Annotated in this window: 25 protein-coding genes; 20 read left to right on the forward strand and 5 right to left on the reverse strand. The window is 67.0% G+C overall.

The window, feature by feature from the left end; all coding sequences use genetic code 11:
• Positions 1-99 precede the first annotated feature (99 nt).
• The 8 genes from AC2A1N_RS20980 (at position 100) to AC2A1N_RS21015 (ending at position 6234) form a co-directional block, all read left to right on the forward strand.
• Positions 100-573, forward strand: a complete 474-nt coding sequence (locus AC2A1N_RS20980; RefSeq protein WP_005416476.1) for a hypothetical protein — start codon at positions 100-102, stop codon at positions 571-573.
• A gap of 1 nt (position 574) precedes the next feature.
• On the forward strand, positions 575-1036 hold the full coding sequence (locus tag AC2A1N_RS20985) for an NUDIX hydrolase (RefSeq protein WP_242892551.1): 462 nt from the start codon (positions 575-577) through the stop codon (positions 1034-1036).
• A complete protein-coding gene (gene mnmA, locus AC2A1N_RS20990) occupies positions 1033-2160 on the forward strand; it encodes a tRNA 2-thiouridine(34) synthase MnmA (protein WP_242892549.1) in 1128 nt (375 codons plus the stop codon). The genes AC2A1N_RS20985 and mnmA overlap by 4 nt, the downstream gene beginning before the upstream one ends.
• 12 nt (positions 2161-2172) lie before the next feature.
• On the forward strand, positions 2173-2787 hold the full coding sequence (gene hflD / locus AC2A1N_RS20995) for a high frequency lysogenization protein HflD (protein ID WP_005416473.1): 615 nt from the start codon (positions 2173-2175) through the stop codon (positions 2785-2787).
• Between the two features lie 162 nt (positions 2788-2949).
• Positions 2950-4140: a methyl-accepting chemotaxis protein gene (locus AC2A1N_RS21000; RefSeq protein ID WP_014647075.1), complete on the forward strand. Its 1191-nt coding sequence runs from the start codon at positions 2950-2952 to the stop codon at positions 4138-4140.
• A 98-nt stretch (positions 4141-4238) separates the two neighbouring features.
• Complete coding sequence (locus tag AC2A1N_RS21005) at positions 4239-4454, forward strand: hypothetical protein (protein ID WP_005409586.1); 216 nt, start codon at positions 4239-4241, stop codon at positions 4452-4454.
• A 67-nt stretch (positions 4455-4521) separates the two neighbouring features.
• Entirely contained in the window at positions 4522-5028 is a 507-nt protein-coding gene (locus tag AC2A1N_RS21010; protein ID WP_242892547.1) for a hypothetical protein, read from the forward strand.
• A gap of 120 nt (positions 5029-5148) precedes the next feature.
• Positions 5149-6234 carry a GAD-like domain-containing protein gene (locus AC2A1N_RS21015; RefSeq protein WP_185807458.1) on the forward strand — a complete coding sequence of 362 codons (1086 nt, stop codon included), beginning with the start codon at positions 5149-5151 and terminating at the stop codon, positions 6232-6234.
• A gap of 202 nt (positions 6235-6436) precedes the next feature.
• Here AC2A1N_RS21015 and AC2A1N_RS21020 read toward each other — a convergent pair whose 3' ends face one another.
• Positions 6437-9196, reverse strand: coding sequence for a bifunctional diguanylate cyclase/phosphodiesterase (locus AC2A1N_RS21020; RefSeq protein ID WP_242892545.1), 2760 nt, complete (start codon positions 9194-9196; stop codon positions 6437-6439).
• Positions 9197-9326: 130 nt separating this feature from the next.
• Here AC2A1N_RS21020 and AC2A1N_RS21025 point away from each other — a divergent pair, with 130 nt between their 5' ends.
• Both AC2A1N_RS21025 and AC2A1N_RS21030 read left to right on the forward strand, forming a co-directional pair.
• Positions 9327-11429 (forward strand): sensor histidine kinase, encoded by a 2103-nt coding sequence (locus AC2A1N_RS21025; protein WP_061478697.1) that lies wholly within the window; start codon positions 9327-9329, stop codon positions 11427-11429.
• Between the two features lie 3 nt (positions 11430-11432).
• On the forward strand, positions 11433-13205 hold the full coding sequence (locus AC2A1N_RS21030) for an EAL domain-containing protein (RefSeq protein ID WP_005416466.1): 1773 nt from the start codon (positions 11433-11435) through the stop codon (positions 13203-13205).
• 93 nt (positions 13206-13298) lie between these two features.
• Here AC2A1N_RS21030 and AC2A1N_RS21035 read toward each other — a convergent pair whose 3' ends face one another.
• The 4 genes from AC2A1N_RS21035 to flgA all read right to left on the reverse strand — a co-directional run bounded on the left by AC2A1N_RS21035 (position 13299) and on the right by flgA (position 15983).
• A complete protein-coding gene (locus AC2A1N_RS21035) occupies positions 13299-14519 on the reverse strand; it encodes an ATP-binding protein (RefSeq protein WP_053496680.1) in 1221 nt (406 codons plus the stop codon).
• A 91-nt stretch (positions 14520-14610) separates the two neighbouring features.
• Positions 14611-14949: a FlgN family protein gene (locus AC2A1N_RS21040; protein ID WP_014037132.1), complete on the reverse strand. Its 339-nt coding sequence runs from the start codon at positions 14947-14949 to the stop codon at positions 14611-14613.
• Positions 14946-15251, reverse strand: a complete 306-nt coding sequence (flgM, locus tag AC2A1N_RS21045; RefSeq protein WP_005409579.1) for a flagellar biosynthesis anti-sigma factor FlgM — start codon at positions 15249-15251, stop codon at positions 14946-14948. The genes AC2A1N_RS21040 and flgM overlap by 4 nt, the downstream gene beginning before the upstream one ends.
• Before the next feature lie 75 nt (positions 15252-15326).
• Positions 15327-15983: a flagellar basal body P-ring formation chaperone FlgA gene (flgA, locus tag AC2A1N_RS21050; RefSeq protein ID WP_242892541.1), complete on the reverse strand. Its 657-nt coding sequence runs from the start codon at positions 15981-15983 to the stop codon at positions 15327-15329.
• 166 nt (positions 15984-16149) lie between these two features.
• On the opposite strand from flgA, the gene AC2A1N_RS21055 reads away from it, so the two are divergent.
• The 10 genes from AC2A1N_RS21055 to flgJ all read left to right on the forward strand — a co-directional run bounded on the left by AC2A1N_RS21055 (position 16150) and on the right by flgJ (position 24746).
• Positions 16150-17094 carry a chemotaxis protein gene (locus AC2A1N_RS21055; protein ID WP_019659622.1) on the forward strand — a complete coding sequence of 315 codons (945 nt, stop codon included), beginning with the start codon at positions 16150-16152 and terminating at the stop codon, positions 17092-17094.
• Between the two features lie 156 nt (positions 17095-17250).
• Positions 17251-17646: a flagellar basal body rod protein FlgB gene (flgB, locus tag AC2A1N_RS21060; RefSeq protein WP_005409576.1), complete on the forward strand. Its 396-nt coding sequence runs from the start codon at positions 17251-17253 to the stop codon at positions 17644-17646.
• A 3-nt stretch (positions 17647-17649) separates the two neighbouring features.
• Positions 17650-18057, forward strand: coding sequence for a flagellar basal body rod protein FlgC (flgC, locus tag AC2A1N_RS21065; RefSeq protein WP_072166972.1), 408 nt, complete (start codon positions 17650-17652; stop codon positions 18055-18057).
• Positions 18058-18080: 23 nt separating this feature from the next.
• Entirely contained in the window at positions 18081-18764 is a 684-nt protein-coding gene (locus AC2A1N_RS21070; protein WP_242892539.1) for a flagellar hook assembly protein FlgD, read from the forward strand.
• A 32-nt stretch (positions 18765-18796) separates the two neighbouring features.
• Positions 18797-20020, forward strand: coding sequence for a flagellar hook protein FlgE (flgE, locus tag AC2A1N_RS21075; protein ID WP_242892530.1), 1224 nt, complete (start codon positions 18797-18799; stop codon positions 20018-20020).
• Between the two features lie 32 nt (positions 20021-20052).
• Positions 20053-20802, forward strand: a complete 750-nt coding sequence (locus AC2A1N_RS21080) for a flagellar basal body rod protein FlgF (protein ID WP_072166971.1) — start codon at positions 20053-20055, stop codon at positions 20800-20802.
• Positions 20803-20905: 103 nt separating this feature from the next.
• Positions 20906-21691, forward strand: a complete 786-nt coding sequence (gene flgG / locus AC2A1N_RS21085; RefSeq protein WP_005416457.1) for a flagellar basal-body rod protein FlgG — start codon at positions 20906-20908, stop codon at positions 21689-21691.
• A gap of 22 nt (positions 21692-21713) precedes the next feature.
• Positions 21714-22406, forward strand: a complete 693-nt coding sequence (flgH, locus tag AC2A1N_RS21090) for a flagellar basal body L-ring protein FlgH (protein ID WP_005416456.1) — start codon at positions 21714-21716, stop codon at positions 22404-22406.
• A gap of 8 nt (positions 22407-22414) precedes the next feature.
• Complete coding sequence (locus tag AC2A1N_RS21095; RefSeq protein WP_111200920.1) at positions 22415-23545, forward strand: flagellar basal body P-ring protein FlgI; 1131 nt, start codon at positions 22415-22417, stop codon at positions 23543-23545.
• 1 nt (position 23546) lies between these two features.
• Positions 23547-24746, forward strand: coding sequence for a flagellar assembly peptidoglycan hydrolase FlgJ (flgJ, locus tag AC2A1N_RS21100; protein ID WP_005416454.1), 1200 nt, complete (start codon positions 23547-23549; stop codon positions 24744-24746).
• Positions 24747-24749: the final 3 nt, after the last annotated feature.

The raw sequence follows: 24749 nt of genomic DNA on the forward strand, positions 1-24749 counted from the left end.
GGGCTCGGGCAGGCCTGCGTCGGCCCGCCGCAGATTGGACGGCACGCACGCCCACCGTCACAATTGCATCCTCTCCCAACACTGTTTCACAGGATCTTCATGAAAAGGACCCTTCTTCCCGCCCTGCTGATCGCGCTGGCCGCTGCCGGCTCTGCCACTGCCGCAACCAGCGCCGACAAGTCCGTGGCCCGCCACCTGGACAAGCTGGGCTATACCTACGAAGTCGACGAGGATGGCGACTACCGCATGGTCTTCGACGTCGAGGGTGACCGCACCCAGATGGTCTACGTGCGCTCGGCGGTGGAGGATTTCGGCAGCCACAACATCCGTGAGATCTGGTCGCCGGCCTACAACGCCAAGACCAAGCAGTTCCCGGTGGCCGTGGCCAACCGCCTGCTGGAAGATTCGCAGGACGCCAAGATGGGCGGCTGGGTGAAGCAGGACACCACCGCCATGTTCGTGGTCAAGATCGACGCCGATGCCACCCCGGACCAGCTCAGCGACGCCATCGATGCGGCCATCCGCACCGCCGACGCGATGGAGCTGGAACTGACCAAGAAGGACGAGTTCTGAGTTGAACACCACGCCGGACCCGCGCTGGGCACCGCACGCCACCGTCGCCACGGTAGTGGTTGACGGCGGCCGCGTGCTGCTGGTCGAAGAGACCATTGAAGGCCGCCAGGTGCTGAACCAGCCGGCCGGCCACCTCGAGCCAGGCGAAAGCCTGGCCGAGGCAGCCCTGCGCGAGACCCGGGAGGAAACCGGCTGGACCGTGCAGCTGACCCATTTCATCGGCTGCTACCAGTGGACTGCCGGCGACGGCACCGCCTTCCTGCGCTTCTGCTACGCAGCGCGCCCGGTCTCGCACGACCCGGCCCAACCGCTGGATACCGGCATCGACCGCGCGCTGTGGCTGACCCCGGCCGAGCTGCAGGCCGCCGGTGAGCGCCAGCGCAGCCCGCTGGTCTGGGAGGTGGTGGCGGATTACCTGGGTGGCCAGCGCCATCCGCTTTCGCTGGTCCGGGAGGTCACATGAGCACGCCGCGCGTGATGGTGGGCGTCTCTGGTGGTGTCGACTCTTCGGTCGCCGCCTGGCGCCTGGTCCAGCAGGGCGAGGCCGTGGCCGGCCTGTTCATGCAGAACTGGGCCGACGACGGCAGCGGTGAATGCCGCGCCGAGGATGACCGCCGCGATGCGGTCGCCGTATGCGGCCTGCTCGGTATCCCGTTCCACTTCCGGGACTTTTCCAGCGAGTACTGGCAGGGCGTGTTCGAGCACTTCCTGGCCGAATACGCCGCTGGCCGCACGCCGAACCCGGACGTGCTGTGCAACCGCGAGGTGAAGTTCAAGCATTTCCTGGATGCCGCCCGCGAGCTGGGCGCCGAGCGCATCGCCACCGGCCACTACGCACGGGTGACCCAGCGTGGCCACCAGTGGCTGCTGCTGCGCGGCGCCGACCGTTCCAAGGACCAGAGCTACTTCCTGCACCAGCTGGGCCAGGAGCAGCTGGCGGCCACCCTGTTCCCGATCGGCGACCTGGAGAAGACCGACCTGCGGCGGATCGCACGTGACGTCAGCCTGCCGACCCACGCCAAGAAGGACTCCACCGGCATCTGCTTCATTGGTGAGCGCGACTTCCGTGAATTCCTCGGCCGTTACCTGCCGGCCAAGCCCGGCCAGATCCTCGACCCGGCCGACGGCAGCGTCATCGCCGAACATCCGGGCGTGTTCTATTTCACCCTGGGCCAGCGCGAAGGCCTGAACATCGGCGGCGTGCGTGGACGTCCGGCCGCGCCGTGGTACGTGGTCGGCAAGGATGTGGCCAGCAACGTGCTGTACGTGGATCAGGACCGCGACAGCAAGTGGATGCTGTCCGATCGCCTGCGCTCGGAAACCGCGCACTGGATCGCCGGCGCGCCGCCGGCACGGCGCTTTGAATGCACCGCCCAGACCCGCTACCGCCAGCCCGACGAGCCGTGTACGGTCGAGGTGCTGGACGATGGCAGCGTGCTGGTCACCTTCGCGCGCCCGCAGCGCGCCGTTACCCCCGGTCAATCACTGGTGCTGTATGACGGTGAGGTGTGCCTGGGTGGCGCGGTGATCGCCGCCACCGATGCGCCGCTGGAACAGCGCCTGCGCACCACCCCCTCCCCCTTTTGAGGTAATCTCTGCATGAGTTTCACTGTCGACGACCGCGTCCTGGCCCTGGCCGGCATTGCCCAGGCCCTGCAGCAGGTACGCCGCATCGCCGATACCGGCCATTCCGACGCCGCCGCCGTGCGCACCGCCGTGGACAGCGTGTTCCGTGTCGATGCGTCCTCGCCGCAGGCGGTGTTCGGTGACCGCCATGCACTGAAGGCCGGGCTGCGCCTGCTGCACAACTATTTCCGCAACCAGGGCCAGGATCCGATCCTGCCGAAACTGGCGCTGTCGGTGCTGCAGCTGGAGCGCCGCTTTGTTCAGGATGGCGCCACCGTGAACAAGGTTGCTTCGGGCATCGAGCGTGCCCAGCGCCAGGCCACCGAACTGGGCGACAGCGGCCACCCGGATGTGCTGGCCAGCCTGGGAAGCCTGTACGCGGACACCATCAGCCACCTCAAGCCGCGTGTGATGGTGCAGGGCAACCCGCACTACCTGGGCCAGGCCGGCGTGGTGGCCGAGATCCGTGCCCTGCTGTTGGCGGCGGTGCGCTCGGCAGTGCTGTGGCGCCAGCTGGGCGGCAGCTACTGGGACTTCCTGTTCGGGCGAAAGGCGATGATCGAGGCCGTGGACCGGCAGCTGGCCTGAGGGTGTGGGGTCAGAGCCCTTTTCCATGGAAAAGGGATCCGACCCCGAGACCGCACAGGCGCCGGAAAACTGGCGCATTCAGAATGCACTTCCAGGCACATCGACGTTAAAGAGAAAGGGGGGACGGCCGATACATCCTCCGTGCACCTCCCGAGAACGTCCATGTACTCACGCATTTTCATCCGTCTGGCCGCCCCCCTGGCTCTGACCCTGCTGCTCCCCTTCGCCATCGGATTCGAATGGCCGGCCGCCCTGCGCTGGGCGATCCTGACCACGATGACGCTGAGTTGGCTCGGCTTCGCGTGGTGGACCACCCGCGCCCAGGCGCATCGTTCCCCGGAACATGCCCGTGTCCTGCGTGAGCAGGACCAGCTGCTGACCGAACTGCGCAACTTCGTCGGCAACGAAATCGACGGTTCGCGTGGTGAAGTGGAACGCGCCCGCGACCTGATCCGCCAGGCGGTCTCCAGCCTGGGCGGCAGCTTCGATGCGATGAACCGCAAGTCGCGCCAGCAGAGCCAGGCGCTGTCGCGCATCGTCGACCGCGCCGGCGATGAAGGCAATGCCGGCCTCGACGTTGCCCGTTTCGCCCAGCACGCCAGCCACCGCATGGAACAGCTGGTGGAAGCGCTGGAACAGGTGAGCGGCCAGAGCAGCACCACCGTGCAGCACATCGACCAGATGGCGCAGCACCTGGATGGCATCTTCGCGCTGCTGGAAGACGTCAAGTCGATCGCCGACCAGACCAACCTGCTGGCGCTGAACGCCGCCATCGAAGCGGCCCGTGCCGGTGAAGCCGGTCGTGGCTTCGCCGTGGTCGCCGACGAGGTACGCAACCTGTCCGAGCGCTCGACCACCTTCAACGAGCAGATCCGCAAGCTGGCGCACAGCTCCAAGGACGCCATCGCCAAGGTGCGCGAGACCGTCTCGCACATGGCCTCGCGTGACATGGACCGCTCCCGCGAAGCGCGCCAGGAAGCGGCAGCGATGCTCGACAACGTCGCGCAGATCAACGCCTCGCTGGGTGACGGCATGCGCGAAGTGTCCGAATGCGCTCGTGCGATCGATGGCAGCGTGGCCGAAGCCGTGCGCGCCCTGCAGTTCGAAGACATCGCCACCCAGGCGCTGGGCGGCGTGCACACCCACCTGGACCGCCTGACCGCGATCAATCGCGAAGCGGTGGCCCTGCAGGAGCTGCTGCACCGCAATGGCGGCGTGTTCGACGAAGAGATCGCCAGCGCCCTGCAGCGCACCGGCAACCGCCTGCGCGAGCTGCGCAGCGAATGGGAACGCCCGCCGCACAAGCCCGTCGCCCAGCAGAGCATGGGCGCCGGCACCGTCGAGCTGTTCTGATCCTGATGTCCGCTGCCCTCGCTGGCAGCCCGCAAGGCCCCGGTTCGTCCGGGGCCTTTGCCTGTGACCCGCCGCTGGAAGCATCCTGTAAGCGCACCATGACCCTGATCCGCGCCCTGCCCTCCCTCACCGACACCGAGCGCCCGCGCAACGCGAGCGTGCGTGAGCAGCTGCAACAGCTGGAAGAGGTGGCACGTGAGGAGATCCGCGAACTGCAGCAGCTGGCGGACGCGCGCCCCGCTCCGTCGCGGGCGGACGAGGCGCTGCTGGGACTGGCCTGGGACCTGGGGTTGGATGGCGAAGCGCTGAAGTAGATCCACGCCATGCGTGGGGGGGGCATCCCGCATGGCATGATGCCCCGGTCCCGTTCATGGAAGACCGATGGCCATCGCCCTGATCGCACTCCTGCTGATCGAGACCGTCCTTCTGATGGCCTGGGTGGCCGGCTATTTCAGTTGGGGCATCACCCTGTTCAACGAACGCATCGCGGCGTCACCGGCAATACAGGCCCGGCTCTCGCTGGGTAGCCTGGAGCGTGACCTGCCGCAGGACAAGTGGCTGCGGCTGGCCTTCCACGCGCTGCCCGATGGCAGCATGGCGTTCCGCGAGAGCTTCGCGCCGAGCTTCGGCCTGCGCTACTTCCCGGTGATGCGTGGACGCATCGTGCTCAACGCACGGCGGCACGAGGTGCGGGTGATCGGCCTGTGCAGCTGGTTCGTGGCGATCCTGTCGCTGCTGCTGTTGCCACTGGTGGCGATGCGCCCGATGGTGGCGCCGATGCTGCTGGTGCTTCCGCTGTTCCTGGCCAGCTATCTGGTCCAGAAGCGGCGCTATGCAGCCATTGTAGAAGCGCTGCGCATGCAGCTGAGGGCGGATTTTCCGAGGTAGATCCACTCCATGCGTGGATGATGCCCCGCCATGCCAGCATTTCCGACTGTTTGCATGGACCGTGAACCATGCGCCCTTCATCGTGAAGGGGCCGATTGCGGTTCAGATCAAGCCAGCCCGATGACCAGCGCCCTTCTCTGCCTCTCAGTTGCCTTGCAGCTTCCGGCAACCCCTGTCCCATTGACCGTGGATCCCGATTCCCTTGGGGCGCTTCAGCAGGCGCTGAAGACGTTTGGAGCGTTCCAGCAGCCCTACTCCGCTCCGATCGATGCGTACAATCCTGACGCGGGCGTGATCGATTCAGCAGTTGAAGTGTCCGCGGGGTGCGTGCAGGACGGCCCGCCAGTCATCATCCTTGACGATGATGCCGAACAGGCGCCGCGACGTTATCTGGTCCTTGAAGCCCCGTGGCATGAGCTTCCAACGGGAGCGTTGTTGCTTGTCTCCGGAAGCATGGCAGGCGCCATTCCTGGCGAGGAATCGAACCTGGAGCTTGCACGGGCCGAGAGCATGCTGACATTTCTCAACCTGCTGCCGGAAGGTCCGGAGGGCCACGACCTCCCGGGGACCCTCTCGGCAGTTATGGATACCGATGCTTCCGCCCCGTTCACGACGAGCCTTCTGTCTCAACTGCAGGCCAGTACTCCAGGCTCGCCTGTTACTGACACCATGCTGGCCCTCTGGAAAGGCAGGTTTCCGGACGCATTGCTGGCACTGTGGCAGCGCGACGGTCTTGCGCGCTATCACGATGATCGACTGGCTTTGGTCAACCCCGCGGGGTACGAATCGGTGCTCGCCGCCCTTCTGGCGGGCAGCCCTCTATGGGGCAAAGATGATTTCCATGTCTATGCGATCTCGCCATTCGGCCAGATGCTGATCTGTGGCGAGCGAACCGGAGTCGAACTCACGCTTGAACCCCACGAAGGTTACCTATGCGCGCCTGCAACACTGACTCTTCCAGCAAGCAACATCGATCGCAACAAGCGCCTGCACGACTTCCTGCTGACATTGGATGATCCCGAAATGGATGTTCTGGCGGAGGACGGGGAGCCAATGTTCTGGAGAGCCCGTGAGATGTTGGGGCCGCTGGGCGACGGAGAGATTTACACCTCGACGGAGCCGGTGTCAGAGCACGGCTGGCGGCTGGGCAGTTTGGTGAAACGCGAGACGCTGGATGTGCTCGGAGAGCTTGCGCAACGTCGCTGACGGCGGACACTTGAGCGGGCGAACCGGCGTGCATGCCGACCAAGGTCGGCAACTACCAGATGCTGGCTCTTTGAGTAGATCCACGCCATGCGTGGATGATCGCGAGCGCCAGGGCATCCGTGCCGACCAACGGTCGGCACCCACCAGAGCTGGGCGCACCAGAGTCAGGCCACACCGGGCCGGCATCTGCCAGCGCAGATCGTCAGCGGACCAGCACCGCTTCGCTGCTGGCGTCGGTGCGCATCGGTAACGGACGCTGCTGGCGCAGCCACTGCGCCAGGTCGCGCGGACTGAGCGGGCGCGAGTACAGGTAGCCCTGGATCTCGTCGCAGCCCTGGCGGCGCAGCATGTCTTCTTCCTGGTGCGTCTCCACGCCCTCGGCCACCACCTTCATGCCCAGCGCGTGGCCCAGGTGCACGATGGCCTGGGTCACTTCGGCCGTGCCGGAGTCGTGCAGCATGCCCTGCACGAAACTGCGGTCGATCTTCAGGCGACCCACCGGGAAGCGGTTGAGGTAGTTGAGGTTGGAGAAGCCGGTACCGAAGTCGTCCACCGCCAGCGGCACGCCGTGCCGTTCGAGCACGTCGAAGCAGTGGCGCAGGATGTCGGTGTCACGGATCAGCGCCGACTCGGTCAGTTCCAGCTCCAGCCGCTGAGGCGGCCAGCCGTGGGCATGGCAGATGTCGATCACGCGCTCGGCGAAGCCGCGATCACGCAGCTGCACCGCCGACACGTTGACCGCGATGCGGTCGAAATGCAGTCCTGCCCGGTCCCAGGCGGTTGCCTGACGGCAGGCTTCGTTCAGTACCCAGTCGCCGATGCGTACGATCTCGCCGCATTTCTCGGCGATGGGAATGAACTCGGCCGGGCTGCAATAGCCGATGCCGGGGCGATGCCAGCGCAGCAGTGCTTCGATTGCCGGCGGCTCGCCCTGGTGGGCATGCAGCAGCGGCTGATAGGCCAGGCTGAACTCCTCGCGCTCGATCGCACCGTGCAGCGCGTGCTCAAGCTCCAGCCTGCGCTGGATGCGGGCCAGTGCGTCCTGGCTGTAATACTGGTAGGTGTTGCGTCCGGCTTCCTTGGCTGCGTACATGGCGGCGTCGGCAGCGCGCAGCAGTGAATCGAAATCGGTCTGCGCATCGCCCAGCATCGCGATGCCGACACTGGCACCGACCTTCAGCGTGGTCTCGCCACGGCGCAACGGCTCGGCCAGCGAGGCAATCAGCTTGCGGGCGACATGTCCCGCATCCTCGGGCTCAGCCAGGTCGCGCAGTACGACGATGAACTCGTCGCCGCTGAAACGGCCAAACAGATCGTTGTTGCGCAGGTTCTGGTGCAGGCGGGTGGCGGCAGCCTTCAGCAGCGCATCACCCGTGGCGTGGCCGAAGCTGTCGTTGATGGTCTTGAAGCCGTCCAGGTCGATGAACAGCATCGCCAACGAGGTGCCGCGATCACGCGCCTCCTCGATGGCCTCGGCAGTCTGTTCACCGAGCAGCACGCGATTGGGCAGGCCGGTCAGCAGATCGTAGTGGGCCAGCAGTTCGATGCGCTCGTTGGCCTCGCGCTCGCGGGTGATGTCACGGAACAGGACGACGAAGCGCGGCGGCAGTCCGTCACGACGATCCAGCTCGATCAGCACCTGCACCCAGACACGCAGGCCGGACTGGCGGTAGAAGCACAGGTCCAGCTGCTCGGGCAGGCCGCCGTTGGCGATGCGGGCCAGCGCCGCCTCGAACGCATCGCGCGAGTCTTCGGTGTACAGCGCCATCGCCTGGTCGAGGGTGATCGGTTCCTTGCGCAGGCCGTGGATGCGATAGCACTCCTCGGTCCATTGCATGCTCCGTGTCTGCACCTCGATCTCGCAACCGCCGATGCGGCCCAGCGCGGAAACCCGGTTCAGCAGTTCGGTGCGCCAGCGGATCAACGCATCGGTCTGGTGCTGCTCGGTGATGTTCTGCACCTGCCCCAGCAGGCGCTTGGGCTGCCCGTCCATGTCCAGCAGCGGCTGCATCCACAGCCGCAGGTGCTGTGATGGCTCATGGCCGCGGGTCAGCTCCAGCTCGAGATTGGCGGCACGACCATCGCGCCACAGCCGCCGCCATGCCGCACGCAACGCGCCGCGCGAGCGCGGATGCAGCTGCTTCAGCCAGCGCCGCTGACCGGGCACGGCGCCGTGCTCCAGCGCCAGCAGCGAGCGCAGTTCCGGCGACCACCAGAAGTGCCCGCTGTTGGGGTCGAACGACCAGCTGCCCATGCTGGCGATGCGTTGGGCTTCGCTCAGGTGCAGCTGCTGCTCCTGCAGCAGCGATTCGAGCTGCTTCTGCTGTTCGATATCGGTATGCGTGCCGACCATGCGCAGCGGCTGGCCATCGGCGGTGCGCGCGACCACGCGGCCGCGATCCAGCACCCAACGCCACTGGCCATCGGTCTGGCGGAAGCGGAACTGTGCGCTGTACTGCTCGCTGCGCCCGCGCAGGTGCTCGTCGAGCGCGGCACGCACCTGGTCGATGTCCTCGCTGTGGACGCGCGACAGCAGTTCGGTGGCCGTCTCGTCGACCAGCGCCGGCGTGCGCGCCACCCGGTCACTGGGGATGTCCCAGTCCCACAGGCTATGGCCGGCGCTGTCCAGTGCCAGTTCCCAGCGCCCGCCCCCGTCGACCGGCACCGGCTCGGGAATGCTCAGGGTGAACGCCAGCAGGTTGCCGGCACCGTCATGCACGGCGCGCAGGTGGCCGTCGTAGTGGCCGCGCGGGCCGCCTGGCAGCGTGCAGGGCACGATGCCGCCATCGGCGGCCATCAGGCGCAGATCTTCCAGCATCGGCGCATAGGCCGCCACGGTGGCCGGCAGGCCATGCTCGCGCGCGGCCGGATTGGCCGCCAGCGGGCGCCCGGTACGGTCGACGATGACCAGCGCCGACGCAAGCGGGTGCTGCAGCAGGCTGGCGATGATCCCTTGGTCCACGCGATCTTGCTCCGGATGACACGCCCGTCAGCGGGGCACGCAGTGGTTAACGGCGCCTGCGGCGGATAATTGAGTGGTGACGGCACGCTGCGGGGTAAGATGACCGGCGCCCCTTTCACCCGCCCCGTCCATGCCCGCAGAACCGACCGGCAACGCCCCAGTTCCCGACCCGCGGATGGCGCAGGCGCTGAGCCGTGACCGGCGGCGGGTGGTGTTGAGCTACCTGGTGATGGCGCTGGCCTGGATGATCTCTACCGACAGCGTGGTGCAGGCGCTGGTGCCCGATCCGCAGCAGGCGGCCCTGTGGCAGGGCCTGAAGGGCTCGTTCTTCGCCCTGGCCAGCGCGGGCCTGCTGTACCTGCTGCTGCGCCCGCTGGCCGAGCATGTGCTGCATACCCACGCCCGCCAGCAGGCCTCGGAGCTGCGCCTGCGGCAGATGTTCGAGGGCAACCCCGGCCCGATCCTCGTCTATGACCTGGACACATTGGCGATCCTCGATGCCAACCCAGCCGCCTGCACCGCTTTCGGCTGGGAGCGCGATGAGCTGCTGGAACAGACCATCGACGCCTTGTGGCCACCCGGCCAGGGCCAGGCGCTGCAGGCCAAGCTGGAGGCGATCCGCGAGGCGCCCGAAGAGCTGTGCATCCTGCGCGCGCAGCTGCAACTGCGCGATGGCGCGCTGCGGCACATGGAACTGCGCTCCAACGCGATCAGTTACGACGGCCACAATGCGCGCCTGCTGATCGCCATCGACCGCACCGCCGAGGATCTGGCCCAGCTGCGTCGCGACCAGGCGCTGGCACGGGTGGAAGAGGCCCACGAACTGGCCCGCATCGGTGCCTGGGAGCTCGACCCGTCCACCGGGCTGGGCCGCTATTCCAACCAGGTCTATCGCCTGCTCGGCCGCCGCCCGCCCGAAGCCCGTCGCTGGCACCGCTTCGACGAACTGCTGGTGCCGGCCGACCCGGCCACCGCTACCCAGACCGAGCAGCTGCTGGCCGAGCTGTGCTCCGGCGAGCCGGTGCAGGTGGACGTGCTGCTACCGCTGCTGTCGATGGACGGGCGCGCGCTGATGGTGCACCTGCGCGCCGCCAGTGGTCTTGATGAAGCTGGCCGCAACCGCGTGCTGGGCACGCTGCAGGACGTGACCGAACGCGAGCAGTCGCGGCGCCTGCTGCGCGAGCGCGAAGAGCAGTTCCGCGAGCTGGTGCGGGTACTGCCCGACGGCGTGGTGATCCTCTCCGACGAACATGTGCTGTACGCCAACGCCTGGGCCGCCGGCCTGTTCGGCTACGGCAGCCATACCCTGCTGGGCGAGCCCTTGTCGGCGCTGGTCGCTGCCGCAGACCTGCCGCGGGTGCGCAGCCAGCTGCGTGCCGGCCAGCCACACCTGGGACCGGGCCATAGCAGCGTGGTGGCCATGCAGCGCGGCGACGGCCGCAGCTTCCATGCCGGCCTGGCGGTGGGCGACGTGCGCTACGGTGGCCGCGACTGCAAGCTGCTGATCGTGCGCGACCTCAGTGATTCCGAACGCATCCGCAGCGCGCTGGAAACCAGCAACCGCGAACTGCAGGCGATGGCCGGGCGGCTGTTCTCGCTGCAGGAGGACGAGCGTCGTGCGATTTCGCGCGACCTGCACGATGACATCGGCCAGGCCATCACCGCGATCAAGCTGTCGGCGCACGCGGCGCTGGAAGAGGACGATCCGCAGCGGCGTGGGCAGGATCTGGCGCAGATCGTCAGCCTGGCCGACACCACCGTGGCCAAACTGCGCGACATCTCCACCCTGCTGCGCCCCCCGCAGCTGGATGCACTGGGCCTGGAGGCAGCGCTCAGCTGGCAGGCGCGGGTTCTGTTCCGCTCCTCGCCGGTGGAGCTGCTGGCCGAGATCGAGCCGTTGCCGCATCGCCCCGACAACAGCATCGAACAGGCCTGCTTCCGCATCGCACAGGAAAGCCTGACCAATGCGCTGCGCCATGCGCGCGCCAGCCAGGTCCTGCTGCAGCTGCGCGATGTCGGCCAGCGCGGCCTGCACCTGCAGATCCGCGATGACGGCGAGGGCTTCGATCCGGACGGCCCGCGCGGCCTGGGCCTGATCGTGATGCGCGAGCGCGCACAGAGCGTCGGTGGCCACGTGCGGATTGAATCCGCGCATGGCGAAGGCACCCTGGTCGATGTCCACCTCCCCTACCAGGCGGCCAGCAGGGCTGCCGTCGATTCACCGGAATACTGAGCCATGTGGAATCCCAACCTGCCCCCGGTCAGCATTGATGACGCTCCCGACCGCCTTGGCGCCGGCAACCCCGAACTGCAGGCAATGGTTGCCGAGGCAGCCTCCGGCGGCATCGCGCTGATGCTGATGCACGTGGACATCGACCATTTCGCATCGGTCAACGAAAACATGAGTGCCGAAGTGGGCGACCAGGCGCTGGTGCTGGTGGCACAGCGCCTGCAGTCTTACCTGCGCGGGCGCGGCAAGCTGTGGCGGCATGGCAGCGACGAGTTCCTGATCGCGGTGCCGCGTACCGCCGATCTGCCGTTGCCGGAGGATTTTGCCGAGGAGATCCGCCAGCAGATGGAACTGCCGCTGTCGGTGCTGCCGTACACGTTGTTCATGACCGGCAAGCTGGGCGTGAGCCTGTGCCCGGAACATGCCAGCAGCACCTCGCGCCTGCTCGACCATGCCGAGGATGCGCTGTACCAGGCCGCCCGCGAAGGCGGCAATGCCGTGCGCATCCATGCGGTGGACACCCCGCCGAGTGCGCACAGCGAGAGCATCATCGCGCGCCAGATCGTCGATGCCATTCCCAATGGCGAGCTGAAGCTGCGCTACCAGCCGCTGGTAAGCGCGCGCGACGGCCACGTGGTGGGCATGGAAGCGCTGCTGCGTTGGCAGTCGCCGACCCTGGGCATGCTGGTGCCGGAGCGCTTCATGCGCACCGCCGAACGCCTGGGCATCATCGTGCAGATCGGCACCTGGGTGCTGGAAGGAGCGTTGAAGCAGGCCCGGCTGTGGCGCGACCAGGGCTTCGACGACTTCACCATCGCGGTGAACGTCTCCACCCTGCAGCTGCTGCGGCCGAACTTCTTCGCCGAAGTGATGTCACTGCTGCAGGCGGCGGGCGTACCGGCGCACATGCTGACGCTGGAGATCAACGAGAGTGCGCTGACCAACAACGTCAATTTCGTCCACGAAACGCTGGCCAACCTGCGCAACGAAGGCATCAGCCTGAGCCTGGACAACTTCGGTACCGGCGACTCCAGCCTCAGCGCGCTGGTGCGCTACCCGGTGGACAAGCTGAAGATCGACCGCAGTTTCATCAAGAGCGCGCCGGCCGGCAATCGTGAAGCGGCCATCGCCCGCGCGATCATCGCCATGGGCCACCAGCTGGGCATGACCGTGATCGCCAACGGCGTGGAATCACAGGCCCAGCTGGGCTTCCTGCGCCGCAACGACTGCGACGTGTTCCAGGGCTACCTGTTCGGCGAACCGATGTCGGCTGATGCCGCCGGCATGACCCTGCGCCGCCGCTACCTGCGTCCGGAAGCCTTCGCCGAGACGCGCCCGGACCGGACGCTGCTGCTGCTGGATGACGAGGAGAACGTGCTGCGCTCGCTGGTGCGCCTGTTCCGCCGCGACGGCTACCGCATCCTGGCCGCCGGCAACGTGCGTGATGCGTTCGACCTGCTGGCGATCAACGACGTGCAGGTCATCCTGTCCGACCAGCGCATGAGCGACATGAGCGGCACCGAGTTCCTGGGCCGGGTGAAGATGCTGTACCCGGATACGATCCGCCTGGTGCTGTCGGGCTACACCGATCTGAACACGGTGACCGATGCGATCAACCGCGGCGCGATCTATCGCTTCCTGACCAAGCCGTGGAACGACGACGAACTGCGCAAGCACATCCACCAGGCGTTCCGCACGTACGAGGAACAGCGCCGCAGCAATGCCGGCCCGGCGCCGGTGGAGAGCGGAGATGGCGGCGAGGATCGCCCATTACGGTAACCATCCCCTCTGGTAGAGCCGGCCGCTGGCCGGCTGCTCTGGATATCGGGTTCAATGAGGTTGCCGGCCAGCGGCCGGCACTACCAGAAGCGGTCAGCGCGGCTGCTTGACCGGCAGCACCACGCGGAAGCGCGAGCCCACGCCGGGCGTGCTGTCCAGGTCGATGCGGCCGTGGTGCTTGTTGATGATGCTGTAGGAGATCGACAGGCCCAGGCCGGTGCCACTGCCCACCGGCTTGGTGGTGAAGAACGGATCGAAGATGCGCTGGCGCAGTTCCGGCGAGATGCCACCGCCGGTATCTTCGAACTCAACCCAAACGTGATCGCCATCAACGCCGGTACGCACCGTGATCGTGCCGCGCTCGGCGATGGCATGGCCGGCGTTGAGCAGCAGGTTCATGTAGACCTGGTTCAACTCCGATGGCAGGCACTCCACCAGGGGCAACTGGCCGAACTCGCGCACCAGGGTGACCTTGTACTTGAGTTCGTTCCAGATGATGTTGATGGTCGATTCCAGGCCCGCATGCAGGTCGACCAGCTTCCACGACTCGTCGCGGCCGGAATACGAGAAATCCTTCAGGTCGCGCACGATGCGGGTGACCCGCTCGATGCCTTCGCGCGATTCCGCCATCAGCTGCGGCAGGTCGCGGCTGATGAAATCGATATCCAGGCGGTCACGGATATCATCGATTTCCGGGATCAGCGCTTTCGGGTCCGGCGCACGCAGGGCGCGCTCGTAGGCTTCGATCACGGTAAACAGGCTGCGCAGGTATTCCTGCAGGCTGCCCAGGTTGGAGTGCACGTAACCGATCGGGTTGTTGATCTCGTGCGCGACGCCGGCGGCCAGCTGGCCGATCGACGCCATCTTCTCCGACTGCAGCAGCTTTTCCTGGGTGCCATTGAGGCGCAGGTAGGCCTGGCGCAATTCGGCATGGCGCTGCTGCAGCTCGCGTTCGTAGTCTTCCTGCCCTTCGATGTGGCGGAACAGGGCGAGGAAATGCCCCTGGCCGACCGGACCATGGTGGTACAGATGGGCGATGACCACGCCCTCGCCCAGCGGCAGGCTGCCATTCCAGTGACCATGCTGGCGAGCCTGTTCCAGCGCATCGGGCGGCAGCAGTTCGCGCAGGCGCTGCGGCGGCGGCAACCCGCCGTCCTCGCCACTGGCCAGCAGGTTCTGTGCGGCCGGATTGGCCAGGGCCACCCGCCCGTCATCGGTGAACAGCAGCAGGCCTTCGCGCAGGCGCTCAAGCAGGGCCTGCAGCACCGGCTGCGGCGGAAGGGGGGCGGTAACCAGGGCGTTGGCAGCGGACACGGCGACTCGGGACGTTCGAACAGGCGCCCAATATACGCGGTCATGCAGCGGGCTTCAGCCCGCCGGGAGGGGTTATGCGACCGCCGTCGCCTCAGGCCACGGCGAGCGGCCGGCCGATGCTGACCGTGTGCGACTGGCCCTTGGCATCGTAGGCCGACGCGTCTTCGGTGCGGCCGAGCTGGCGCAGCGCCCAGTTCACCTCGCGGCGGCGGCGCGACAGCAGTACGCCGTTGGCCCGGTTGCGCTCGGCCAGTTCCTGCAGCTGTTCGCCCTCGCCCACCGGCGGCGCGCCTTCCAGCGCACGCAACGCTTCCAGCTTGGCGCCGGTAGCCCGGATCAGGGCGTGCACGTCGTGCTCGACCAGGGCCTGGCGTTCAACGTCCAGGGCCTGGGCGAGACGCTGCAGCGGCTCGCTCATCGCCGCAGTCATCCGTGCAGCTGCTGGTCCAGATCGAGCATGCGCGATGCAATCGCGTCCGGATTGATCTTGTAGGTGCCGTTCTGCAGCGACTCGCGCACGGCGGCCACGCGCTGGGCGTCGATCGCCGGGGCGGTGGTCAGCTCGCGCTCGATGGCCTGCAGGTTGGTGGCCTCGCCGGTCAGGCGCAGGCTGTCGGCCGCCTCGACCGGGCGCGCCGCCGCATCGGTGCTGACACCGGGCTTGTTGGCCGGGGTCGTCACGCTGCGCAGTGCCTGGGGGACCTGCAGGTTGCCGTCGATTTTCTGGCTCATGGGGTGTCCTGGAGTTGCCGTTCACAAGGGATAACGGCCGCAGGGCCGTGATCTTTAGGGATATTTTGCGGTAATTCAACGCGCCACGATTACGTCACCTGCGGCATCGACCGTGCCTTGCACGATCCGCCGCGAGGACAGGTTCTCGACCGAGACCCGTTCGTTCTCACCGGCATCACCCATCGCACGGCCGGCAATGCGGACCTCGACCGAACCGCGACGCGACACCAGGGCCACATTGTCTCCCCGCTTGATGAGACGCTGCACCACCAGATCGTTGTTCGACAGCAGGGCCCCGGCCTGCAGCGGACGGCGGGCGACGCGGCCGATCGCTGCATTGGGATCGGACAGCACCGCGCCTGCAATCCGGGCAGCGTCACGCTGGGCAGTGGTGATATCGGCGGCAGTGAGGGTTTCTCCAGTGCCGATTCCGCGGTTGAGCACCAGTACGGTCTGGTTGCGCCGCACCTTTACCGGCACGAACAGGCGCCAGCCGCCCGCACCCGGACAGCTGACCTCCACCGTGGTGTTGGCGGTGGGTTGCACCTGCAACGCGCTGCCACATTTCGGCAGGCGCAGCGCATCGGCCACCTGGGCCTCGCCCTCGCTGCCCGCCGGCAGCGTCGACAAGGCCGCCGCGCGGATGCTCGCCACCGGCTGCCAGTCGGCGGCAGCCGCCCACGGCGAGGCCAGTGCCAGCGCGATGGCGAATAGAGATGTGACCCGGCGCATGGCGCCTCCTTCAATCGGCAAGAGCTGGCCCAGGTGCGTGCAAGGCGTGTGCCAGAGGGGCAGAGCTGCCTCGGTCGAACATGGCGCGACACCACAATTGCGGTGTGCAGCGCGCAGGTGGCAGAGCGCCCTCAAGTTTGGCGCCCAGCGCGCCGATACAGCAGCCATGTCCCATGACCTGCTCAACCGGATCGACCAGCGGACCCGCCTGGCCGGCCACAACCGCCTGGCGCTGCTGCTGTTCCGTCTCGGCGGACGTCAGCTTTTTGGCGTCAATGTCTTCAAGGTGCAGGAAGTCCTGCGCCGCCCGGAGCTGTTCCAGGTGCCCGGCCTGCCCAGCCAGTTCGCCGGCGTGGCCGACGTGCGCGGCCGCTCGGTGCCGGTGCTAGACCTGGGCCTGGCGATCGGCCACCCCGAACGTGAGCCCGATGCCGATACCTCGCCGGGTTACCTGGTCGTCACCGAATTCAACCGCTCGATCCAGGGGTTCCTGGTCAGCGGCGTCGAACGCATTGTCAACATCGCGGTCGAAGACATCCACCCGCCGCCGGAGCTTGGCGCCGAGTCGAGCTACCTGACCGCGGTAACCCGCTTCCAGGGTGAGCTGATCCAGGTGATCGACGTTGAAAGCGTGCTGGCCGATATCGCCCAGGTGCGCGGTGACGCCGTACTCGATCCGGCGATGGCAATGCCCGCCGATGGCCCCCAACTGCAGGTGCTGGTGGTAGACGACTCGCGCGTGGCCCGCCAGCAGATCCGCAGCGTGCTGGATCAGCTGGGCGTGGGTGCCACCCTGCTTTCCGATGGCAAGCAGGCTCTCGACCACCTGTTGCAGATCCACGCCTCGGGCGAAAACCCGGCCGAACGCTATGCCATGGTCATCTCCGACATCGAGATGCCGGCCATGGACGGGTACACGCTGACGACGGAAATCCGGCGCCATCCGGGCCTGGCCGGCCTCTACGTGCTGCTGCACACCTCGCTGTCGGGCGTCTTCAACAACGCCATGGTCGAGCGTGTCGGCGCCAACGCGTTCGTCGCCAAGTACTCGCCGCACGAGCTGGCTGACTTCGTGCTGGACCGCCTGCGCAAGGTGGCGATGGCGGCGTAGGGCCGCGTCACGGGTCTCCGCCGGGCATGGCCCGGCGCTACCACAACCTCCCCGACCCCTGGGGTAGCGCCGGGCCATGCCCGGCGGACGCGATGTCGCGCGTGCTTTGGCACACCCCTTGCAGCTTCCCGGGCAACGTTCCCGTGGGAGTGCACCGTGCGCAACCTGATTACCGACTACCTGGGCGTCCACGCCCAGGCCATGCCGTTGCGCGAACAGCGGATGAAGCTGATCGCCAGCAACCTCGGCAATGCCGACACCCCCGGCTACAAGGCCCAGGACCTGGACTTCGATGCCGCCCTGCGCCATGCCCAGGGGCAGGATGCCAACGGCCTGATGGCCACCACCCATGAGCAGCACTACGAAATCAGTAGTGGCCTGAACCCGTTCCAGATCGCGCGTGAGGGCGTGCAGCCCAGCCTGGACGGCAACACCGTCGATCCCGATGCCGAGCGTGCCGCCTATGGCCGTGCCGCGCTCGAGTACCGCGCCTCGCTCAGCTTCGTCGAGAGCAAGGTGCGTTCCATGCTGACCGCGATCACGGGGCAATAAGCCATGAGCAACCTGCCGATCTTCGATATCGCCGGCTCCGCGCTGCAGGCGCAGTCGGTGCGCATGAGCACCATCGCCTCCAATCTCTCCAACGCCGACACCGTGGCCGGGTCTGCCGACGCCGTGTACAAGCCGCTGGAGCCGGTCTTCCAGGCCGTCACCAGCAAGAACGATCCCAACATCACCTCGGTGAAGGTGAAGGAGATCACCCAGAGCGAGGCGGCGCCGATCAAGCGCTACGAGCCGGGCCACCCGCTGGCAGACGCCGATGGCTACATCTACCAGCCCGATGTCGATCCGGTGGCGCAGATGGTCAACCTGATCTCGACCTCGCGCAATTACCAGGCCGGCGTGGAGATGTTGACCACCGCCAAGGAACTGGCCCTGGCCACCTTGACCATGGGCCGCTGAGGCCCGCAGCACCGGATACCGCCATGACCACCGCCGTCAACAACCAGACCAGCCAGGACGTCTATTCCGCGCTGGGCCTGAACGCCCCCAACAGCAACGCCACGAAAAAGAAGAACACGCTCGACCAGGCCGACTTCCTGCGCCTGATGACCGAGCAGCTGCAGCACCAGGATCCGCTGAAGCCGATGGACAACACGCAGATGGTCGCGCAGATGGCGCAGATGTCCACCGTGCAGGGCATCACCGATCTGAACAAGACGGTGAAGGGCTTCCAGGAGTCGATGGCCAGCGACCAGGTGCTGCGTGGCGCGGCGCTGGTCGGCCACCAGGTGCTGGTGCCATCGGAAAAGCTGGTGCTGGAGAAGGAAGGCAGCGTCGAGGGCACGGTGGCCGCGCCGTCGGCCGGCATCATCACCGTGGATATCACCGATGCCACCGGCGCCAAGGTCACCACGCTGAGCGTGGAAGCCAAGGCGGTAGGCGAAACCGCCTTCCAGTGGGACGGCAAGGACGCCAACGGCAAGCGCATGGAACCGGGCAAGTACTCCATCGTTGCCAACCATGTCGATACCGCCGGCAAGAGCACCAAGCTGTCCACCTATGTGCAGGCGCCGGTGGAAAGCGTGACCGTCGGGTCCGACGGCCTGTACCTGAACCTCAAGGGCCTGGGCACGGCCCCGATCGACTACGTGCTCCGCGTCAGCTGAGCCGCACATCCCGCATCAACCAGGAGCATCCCATGGGCTTCAATGTCTCGCTGTCCGGCCTCAATGCCGCCAACACCGACCTGAGCGTCACCGCCAACAACGTCGCCAACGTCAACACCACCGGCTTCAAGCAGTCGCGCGCCGAGTTCGCCGATCTGTTCGCCTCCACCAGCTATGGCCTGTCGAAGAACCAGACCGGCTCGGGCGTGCGCGTCTCCAACGTCGCCCAGCAGTTCATCCAGGGCCACAACGAGCAGACCGGGCGCAGCCTGGACATGGCCATTTCCGGTGAGGGCTTCTTCACCATGAACATGAACGGTTCGCGTGTGTATTCGCGTGCCGGCAACTTCCAGACCGATTCGGCCGGCTACGTGGTCAATCCGCAGGGCGCGCGCCTGCAGGTGTTCGCGCCGAATGCCGATGGCACCAACTTCGACGCCGGCCGCCTGGTCGACCTGCAGCTGTTGACCACCGATAGCCCGCCGAAGCAGACCAGCGAAGTGAAGGTGGGCTTCACCCTGCCGGCCAACGCCAAGCAGCCGACCGTGGCCACGTTCGACCCGACCGACTCCAACAGCTACAACCACTCCAGCGGCGGCATCACCGTGTACGACTCGCTGGGCGTGAGCCATATCCAGGTCTCGTACTTCGTGAAGGGCGCCAACCCCAACGAATGGACCGTGCACAACTATGTCGATGGCCAGCCCGCCGGCACCCCGACCGCGGTCACCTTCGACAACAGCGGCAAGCTGACCGCCCCGGCCAACGGCAAGGTTGGCCTCGGCACCTTCACCCCGACCACGGGCGCTGGCCAGCTGAACATGACGCTGGACATCAGCGGTTCGACCCAGTACGGCGAGAAGTTCGCCCTGCGCAACACCCAGCAGGACGGCTACGCGGCCGGCAAGCTCAACGAAATCACTGTGTCCGAGTCGGGCGTGGTCTATGCGCGCTACTCCAACGGTGACGACAAGCCCCTGGGCCAGGTCGCACTGACCACCTTCAACAACACCCAGGGACTGGAATCGAAGGGCAACAACCTGTGGGTGGAGACCTTCGAGTCGGGCACGCCGCGCACCGGCATGCCGGACACCTCCAATCTCGGCAAGATCCAGGCCGGCTCGCTGGAAGCGTCCACCGTCGATCTCACCGAGCAGCTGGTCAACATGATCACCGCGCAGCGCAACTTCCAGGCCAACGCGCAGATGATCACCACGCAGGACCAGATCACCCAGACCGTCATCAACATCCGTTGATGAGCTGCTGACCCTGTCACGGAACTCCCCGCATGGATAAAGCCCTTTACGTGGCGATGACCGGTGCCCGCGCCTCCCTGCAGGCGCAGGGAACGCTCAGCCACAACCTCGCCAACTCGGATACTCCTGGCTTCAAGGAAGCGCTGGCCAACACCGAAGCCTTCCCGATCAAGGGTCAGGGCTTTGCCTCGCGGGTGGATGCGCTACACGTCGACGCCGGCTTCAACCGCCGGCCCGGCGCGCAGCACATCACCGGCAAACCGCTGGACCTTGCACTGCAGAGCGGCACCTGGCTGGCGGTGCAGGCGAGCGATGGCAGCGAAGCGTATACGCGTGGCGCAGCCCTGTCGGTGACGCCGAACGGCCAGCTGGTGACCTCTGGCGGGCGCACGGTGCTGGATGACAACAACAACCCGATCGCCATTCCGCCCTACCAGGCGATGGAGATCGGCGCCGACGGCACGATCTCGATCATCCCGCAGGGCGAAGGCCCGCAGACGATGGCGCAGATCGGCCGGATCAAGGTGGTGCAGGCGCCGGACGAGCGCCTCGAACGTGGCCTGGATGGCCTGTTCCGCAACACCGACCCGCGCCAGCCGTTCGCACCGGCACAGGGTACCGCCGTGCACAGCGGGCAACTGGAAGGCAGCAACGTCGATGCTGCCGGTGCGCTGGTGCAGATGATCCAGCTGCAGCGCCAGTACGAAATGCAGGTGCAGGTGATAAAGCACGGCGACGACAACGCGCGCAGCGCCAACAGCCTGCTCCGCCTGGGCAGCTGACGGATTTCCGGCGCCGCCCGGGCACGGCGCTGGCACACCGCTTGCACACCCGCTACCAAGGGCCGCATTGCGCGGCCGGCTTCACCCAGACAGGACTCCGAAGATGAACCAGGCATTGTGGATCGCGAAAACCGGACTGGATGCGCAGCAGATGCGCATGTCGGTGGTTTCCAACAATCTCGCCAACACCAACACCACCGGCTTCAAGCAGGACCGAGCCAGCTTCGAGGACCTGCTGTACCAGCAGGTGCGCCAGCCGGGCGGCTCTTCGTCGGCGCAGACCCAGCTGCCGACCGGCCTGCAGCTGGGTACCGGCGTGCGCGTGGTCGCCACCGCCAAGAACTTCGAGCAGGGTGGCCAGCAGCAGACCGGCCGCGCACTGGACGTGATGGTCAACGGACGCGGCTTCTTCGAAGTGCAGATGCCCGACGGCAGCTCGGCCTACACCCGTGATGGCTCGTTCAAGATCAACCAGGACAGCGAGCTGGTCACCAACAGCGGCTACCCGGTGCAGCCGGGCATCCAGATTCCCGAGGGCGCGCAGTCGGTCACCATCGGCAGCGACGGCACCATCAGCGTGAAGATGGCCGACAACGCCGCGTCGGTGGAAGTCGGTGCGCTGACCCTGACCGACTTCGTCAATCCGGCCGGCCTGCAGGCGCGCGGCGAGAACCTGTTCCTGGAGACCACGGCCTCGGGCCCGGCCCAGAACGGCAATCCCGGCCTGAACGGTCTCGGCACCGTGGTGCAGGGTGCGCTGGAAGGCAGCAACGTCAATGTGGTGGAAGAGCTGGTGTCGATGATCGAAACCCAGCGCGCCTACGAAATGAATGCCAAGGCGATCTCCACCACCGACTCGATGCTCGGCTATCTCAACAACAAGATCTGACCGGCCCAACCGGGAAACCGCCATGTCGCCCATTTCCAACCTCGCCCGTACTGCCCTCGCCTGCACTGTGGTCGCCCTGCTCGGTGGCTGCGTGATCGCGGGCGACGTGCGCCCCTATCCGGCGATGGCACCGATCCAGCCGATCATGCCGCCGCAGGCCGCGCCCACCGCCGGTGCGATCTACGCCGCTGGCCCGACCCTGCAGCTGTATTCGGACCGCCGCGCGCGCGATGTCGGCGACCTGCTGACGATCACCCTGCTGGAAAACACCACCGCGCAGACCAGCGCCAACACGGCCACCAACAAGGAATCCAACCTGAGCCTGGGCACGCCGTCCATCCTCGGTGCACCGGTCACCCTGGGTGGCAAGGACATCCTCAGTGCCACCGCCAAGGGCGCGCGTGACTTCACCGGCAAGGGCAACAGCGCGCAGAGCAACCGCCTGCAGGGCAGCGTCACGGTCACCGTGATCCAGCGCCTGCCCAACGGCAACCTGGTGGTGCAGGGGCAGAAGAACCTGCGGCTGAACCAGGGCGATGAACTGGTGCAGGTGCAGGGCATCGTGCGCCCGGGCGACATCAGCCAGGACAACACCATTCCTTCCAGCCGCGTGGCCGAGGCCCGCATCGTCTACGGCGGCCGCGGACCGGTCGCGCAGTCCAACGCGATGGGCTGGCTGAGCCGCTTCTTCAATTCCGGCCTGACGCCGTTCTGAGTATGGCCATGAACTTCTCCTTCTCTACCTTCTGGCAGCAACGCGTGGCGTTGATCGCGTCGCTGATGCTGCTGATCGTCGCCGCCCCGGCCAGCGCCGAGCGCATCAAGGACCTCGCCCAGGTCGGCGGCGTGCGCGGCAATGCGCTGGTGGGCTATGGCCTGGTGGTCGGCCTGGATGGCAGCGGCGACCGTACCAGCCAGGCGCCCTTCACCGTGCAGAGCCTGAAAAACCTGCTTGGCGAGCTGGGCGTGAACGTGCCGCCGAACGTCAACCCGCAGCTGAAGAACGTGGCCGCCGTGGCGATCCATGCCGAGCTGCCGCCGTTCGCCAAGCCCGGCCAGCCGATCGACATCACGGTGTCTTCGATCGGCAACGCGGTGTCGCTGCGCGGCGGTTCGCTGCTGATGGCCCCGCTGCGCGGCGCCGATGGCCAGATCTATGCCATCGCCCAGGGCAATCTGATCGTGGGTGGCTTTGGCGCGCAGGGCAAGGACGGTTCCCGTGTCTCGGTGAACGTGCCCAGCGTCGGCCGTATTCCCAACGGCGCCACCGTGGAGCGTGCCCTGCCCGATCCGCTGGCCAACGGCGGCGACATCACCCTGAACCTGCACAACAATGATTTCACCACGGTCTCGCGCATGGTCGCCGCGCTCAACAACGCATTCGGCGAAGGCGCGGCACGCGCGATCGATGGCGTGACCGTCGCCGTCACCGCACCGACCGATCCGGGCGCACGCATCGGCCTGCTGGCGCGCATCGAGAACCTGGAACTGACCCCGGGCAGCGCCCCGGCCAAGGTGGTGGTCAATTCGCGCACCGGCACCGTGGTCATCGGCCAGCAGGTGCGGGTCGGCCCTGCGGCGATTTCGCATGGTTCGCTGACGGTGACGATCCAGGAGAACACCAACGTCAGCCAGCCCAATGCGCTGTCGGGCGGCCGTACCGTGGCCAGCCCGCAATCCACCATCACTGCCACCAACGACGGCAGCCGCATGTTCAAGTTCAGCGGCGGCACCACCCTGGACGAGATCGTGCATGCGGTGAACGCCGTGGGTGCGGCACCGGGCGACCTGATCGCGATCCTGGAAGCCCTGAAGCAGGCCGGCGCACTGAGTGCCGAGCTCGAGGTGATCTGACATGCGCATCAATCCCGCATTCGACCTGCACCCGGCGCAGCAGAACGATCCGGCGAAGATCGACAAGGTCGCACGCCAGCTGGAAGGCCAGTTCGCACAGATGCTGGTCAAGAGCATGCGCGATGCCAGCTTCGGCGACTCGCTGTTTCCCGGCGAGAACAAGATGTTCCGCGACATGTACGACCAGAAGATTGCCGAGGCGATGACCCGCGGCAAGGGCCTGGGCCTTTCGGGCATGATCACCCGCCAGCTGTCCGGCCAGGCCGCCGAAGGTCCGGCACTGGATACCCGCGTGGATCCGGCCAAGGCCAGCCGCGCTTACCAGCTCAACGCGCCGGCCAGGCCGGCACCGTCGCTGCCCCTGGAAGATGGCAGCCAGGCCGTGCGCATGCTGCAGCAGATGGCCGCAGGCGCGCAGCACGGTGCGCAGGCCGCGCTGGCACCGATGGAGCAGGCACTGGACCTGATCGCCGGCCGTGAGAGCAGCGGCCTGCACCGCTCGCTGGGCACCGAGGATCCGTACATCGGCAGCCTGCAGGGCGAGGACTGGGCCGCCAACAGCGACCAGTGGACGGCGACGGCCAGCAATCGCGGCACGGCCGTGAGCCCGGCCGATGCCCTGGCCACGCGCACCGCCGTCGCCCAGCTCGGCGAGCATACCCCGGAGGGCTTTGTCGCCAGTATCTGGCAGCACGCACAGAGCGCGGCCAGGGAACTGGGCGTGGATGCCCGCGCCCTGGTCGCCCAGGCCGCGCTGGAGACCGGCTGGGGCAAGCGCCACATCAAGCATGCCGATGGCAGCACCTCGCACAACCTGTTCGGCATCAAGGCCACTGGCTGGAACGGCCAGCGCGCCACGGCCGGCACCCATGAATATGTCGATGGCGTGCGCCGCAACGAAACCGCCAGCTTCCGCGCCTACGGTTCAGCGGCCGAGAGCTTTGCCGACTACGTGCGCCTGCTGAAGACAAGCCCGCGCTACCAGCAGGCCCTGCAGGCCGGCACCGACGTGCAGGGCTTCGCCCGTGGCCTCCAGCGCGCCGGTTACGCCACCGATCCGCGCTACGCCGCCAAGATCGCTGCGATCGCCGGCGGCCCGACCATCGAGCGCGCCGTAGCCGCCGTGGCCGACGCCGGCTCGCGCCTTGGCCAGACCTTCGCCAGCACCGCGACCGCGGCGCTGGGTATCACTCGTCGTTGAGGA

Source organism: Stenotrophomonas maltophilia group sp. SKK55, from assembly GCF_057179845.1.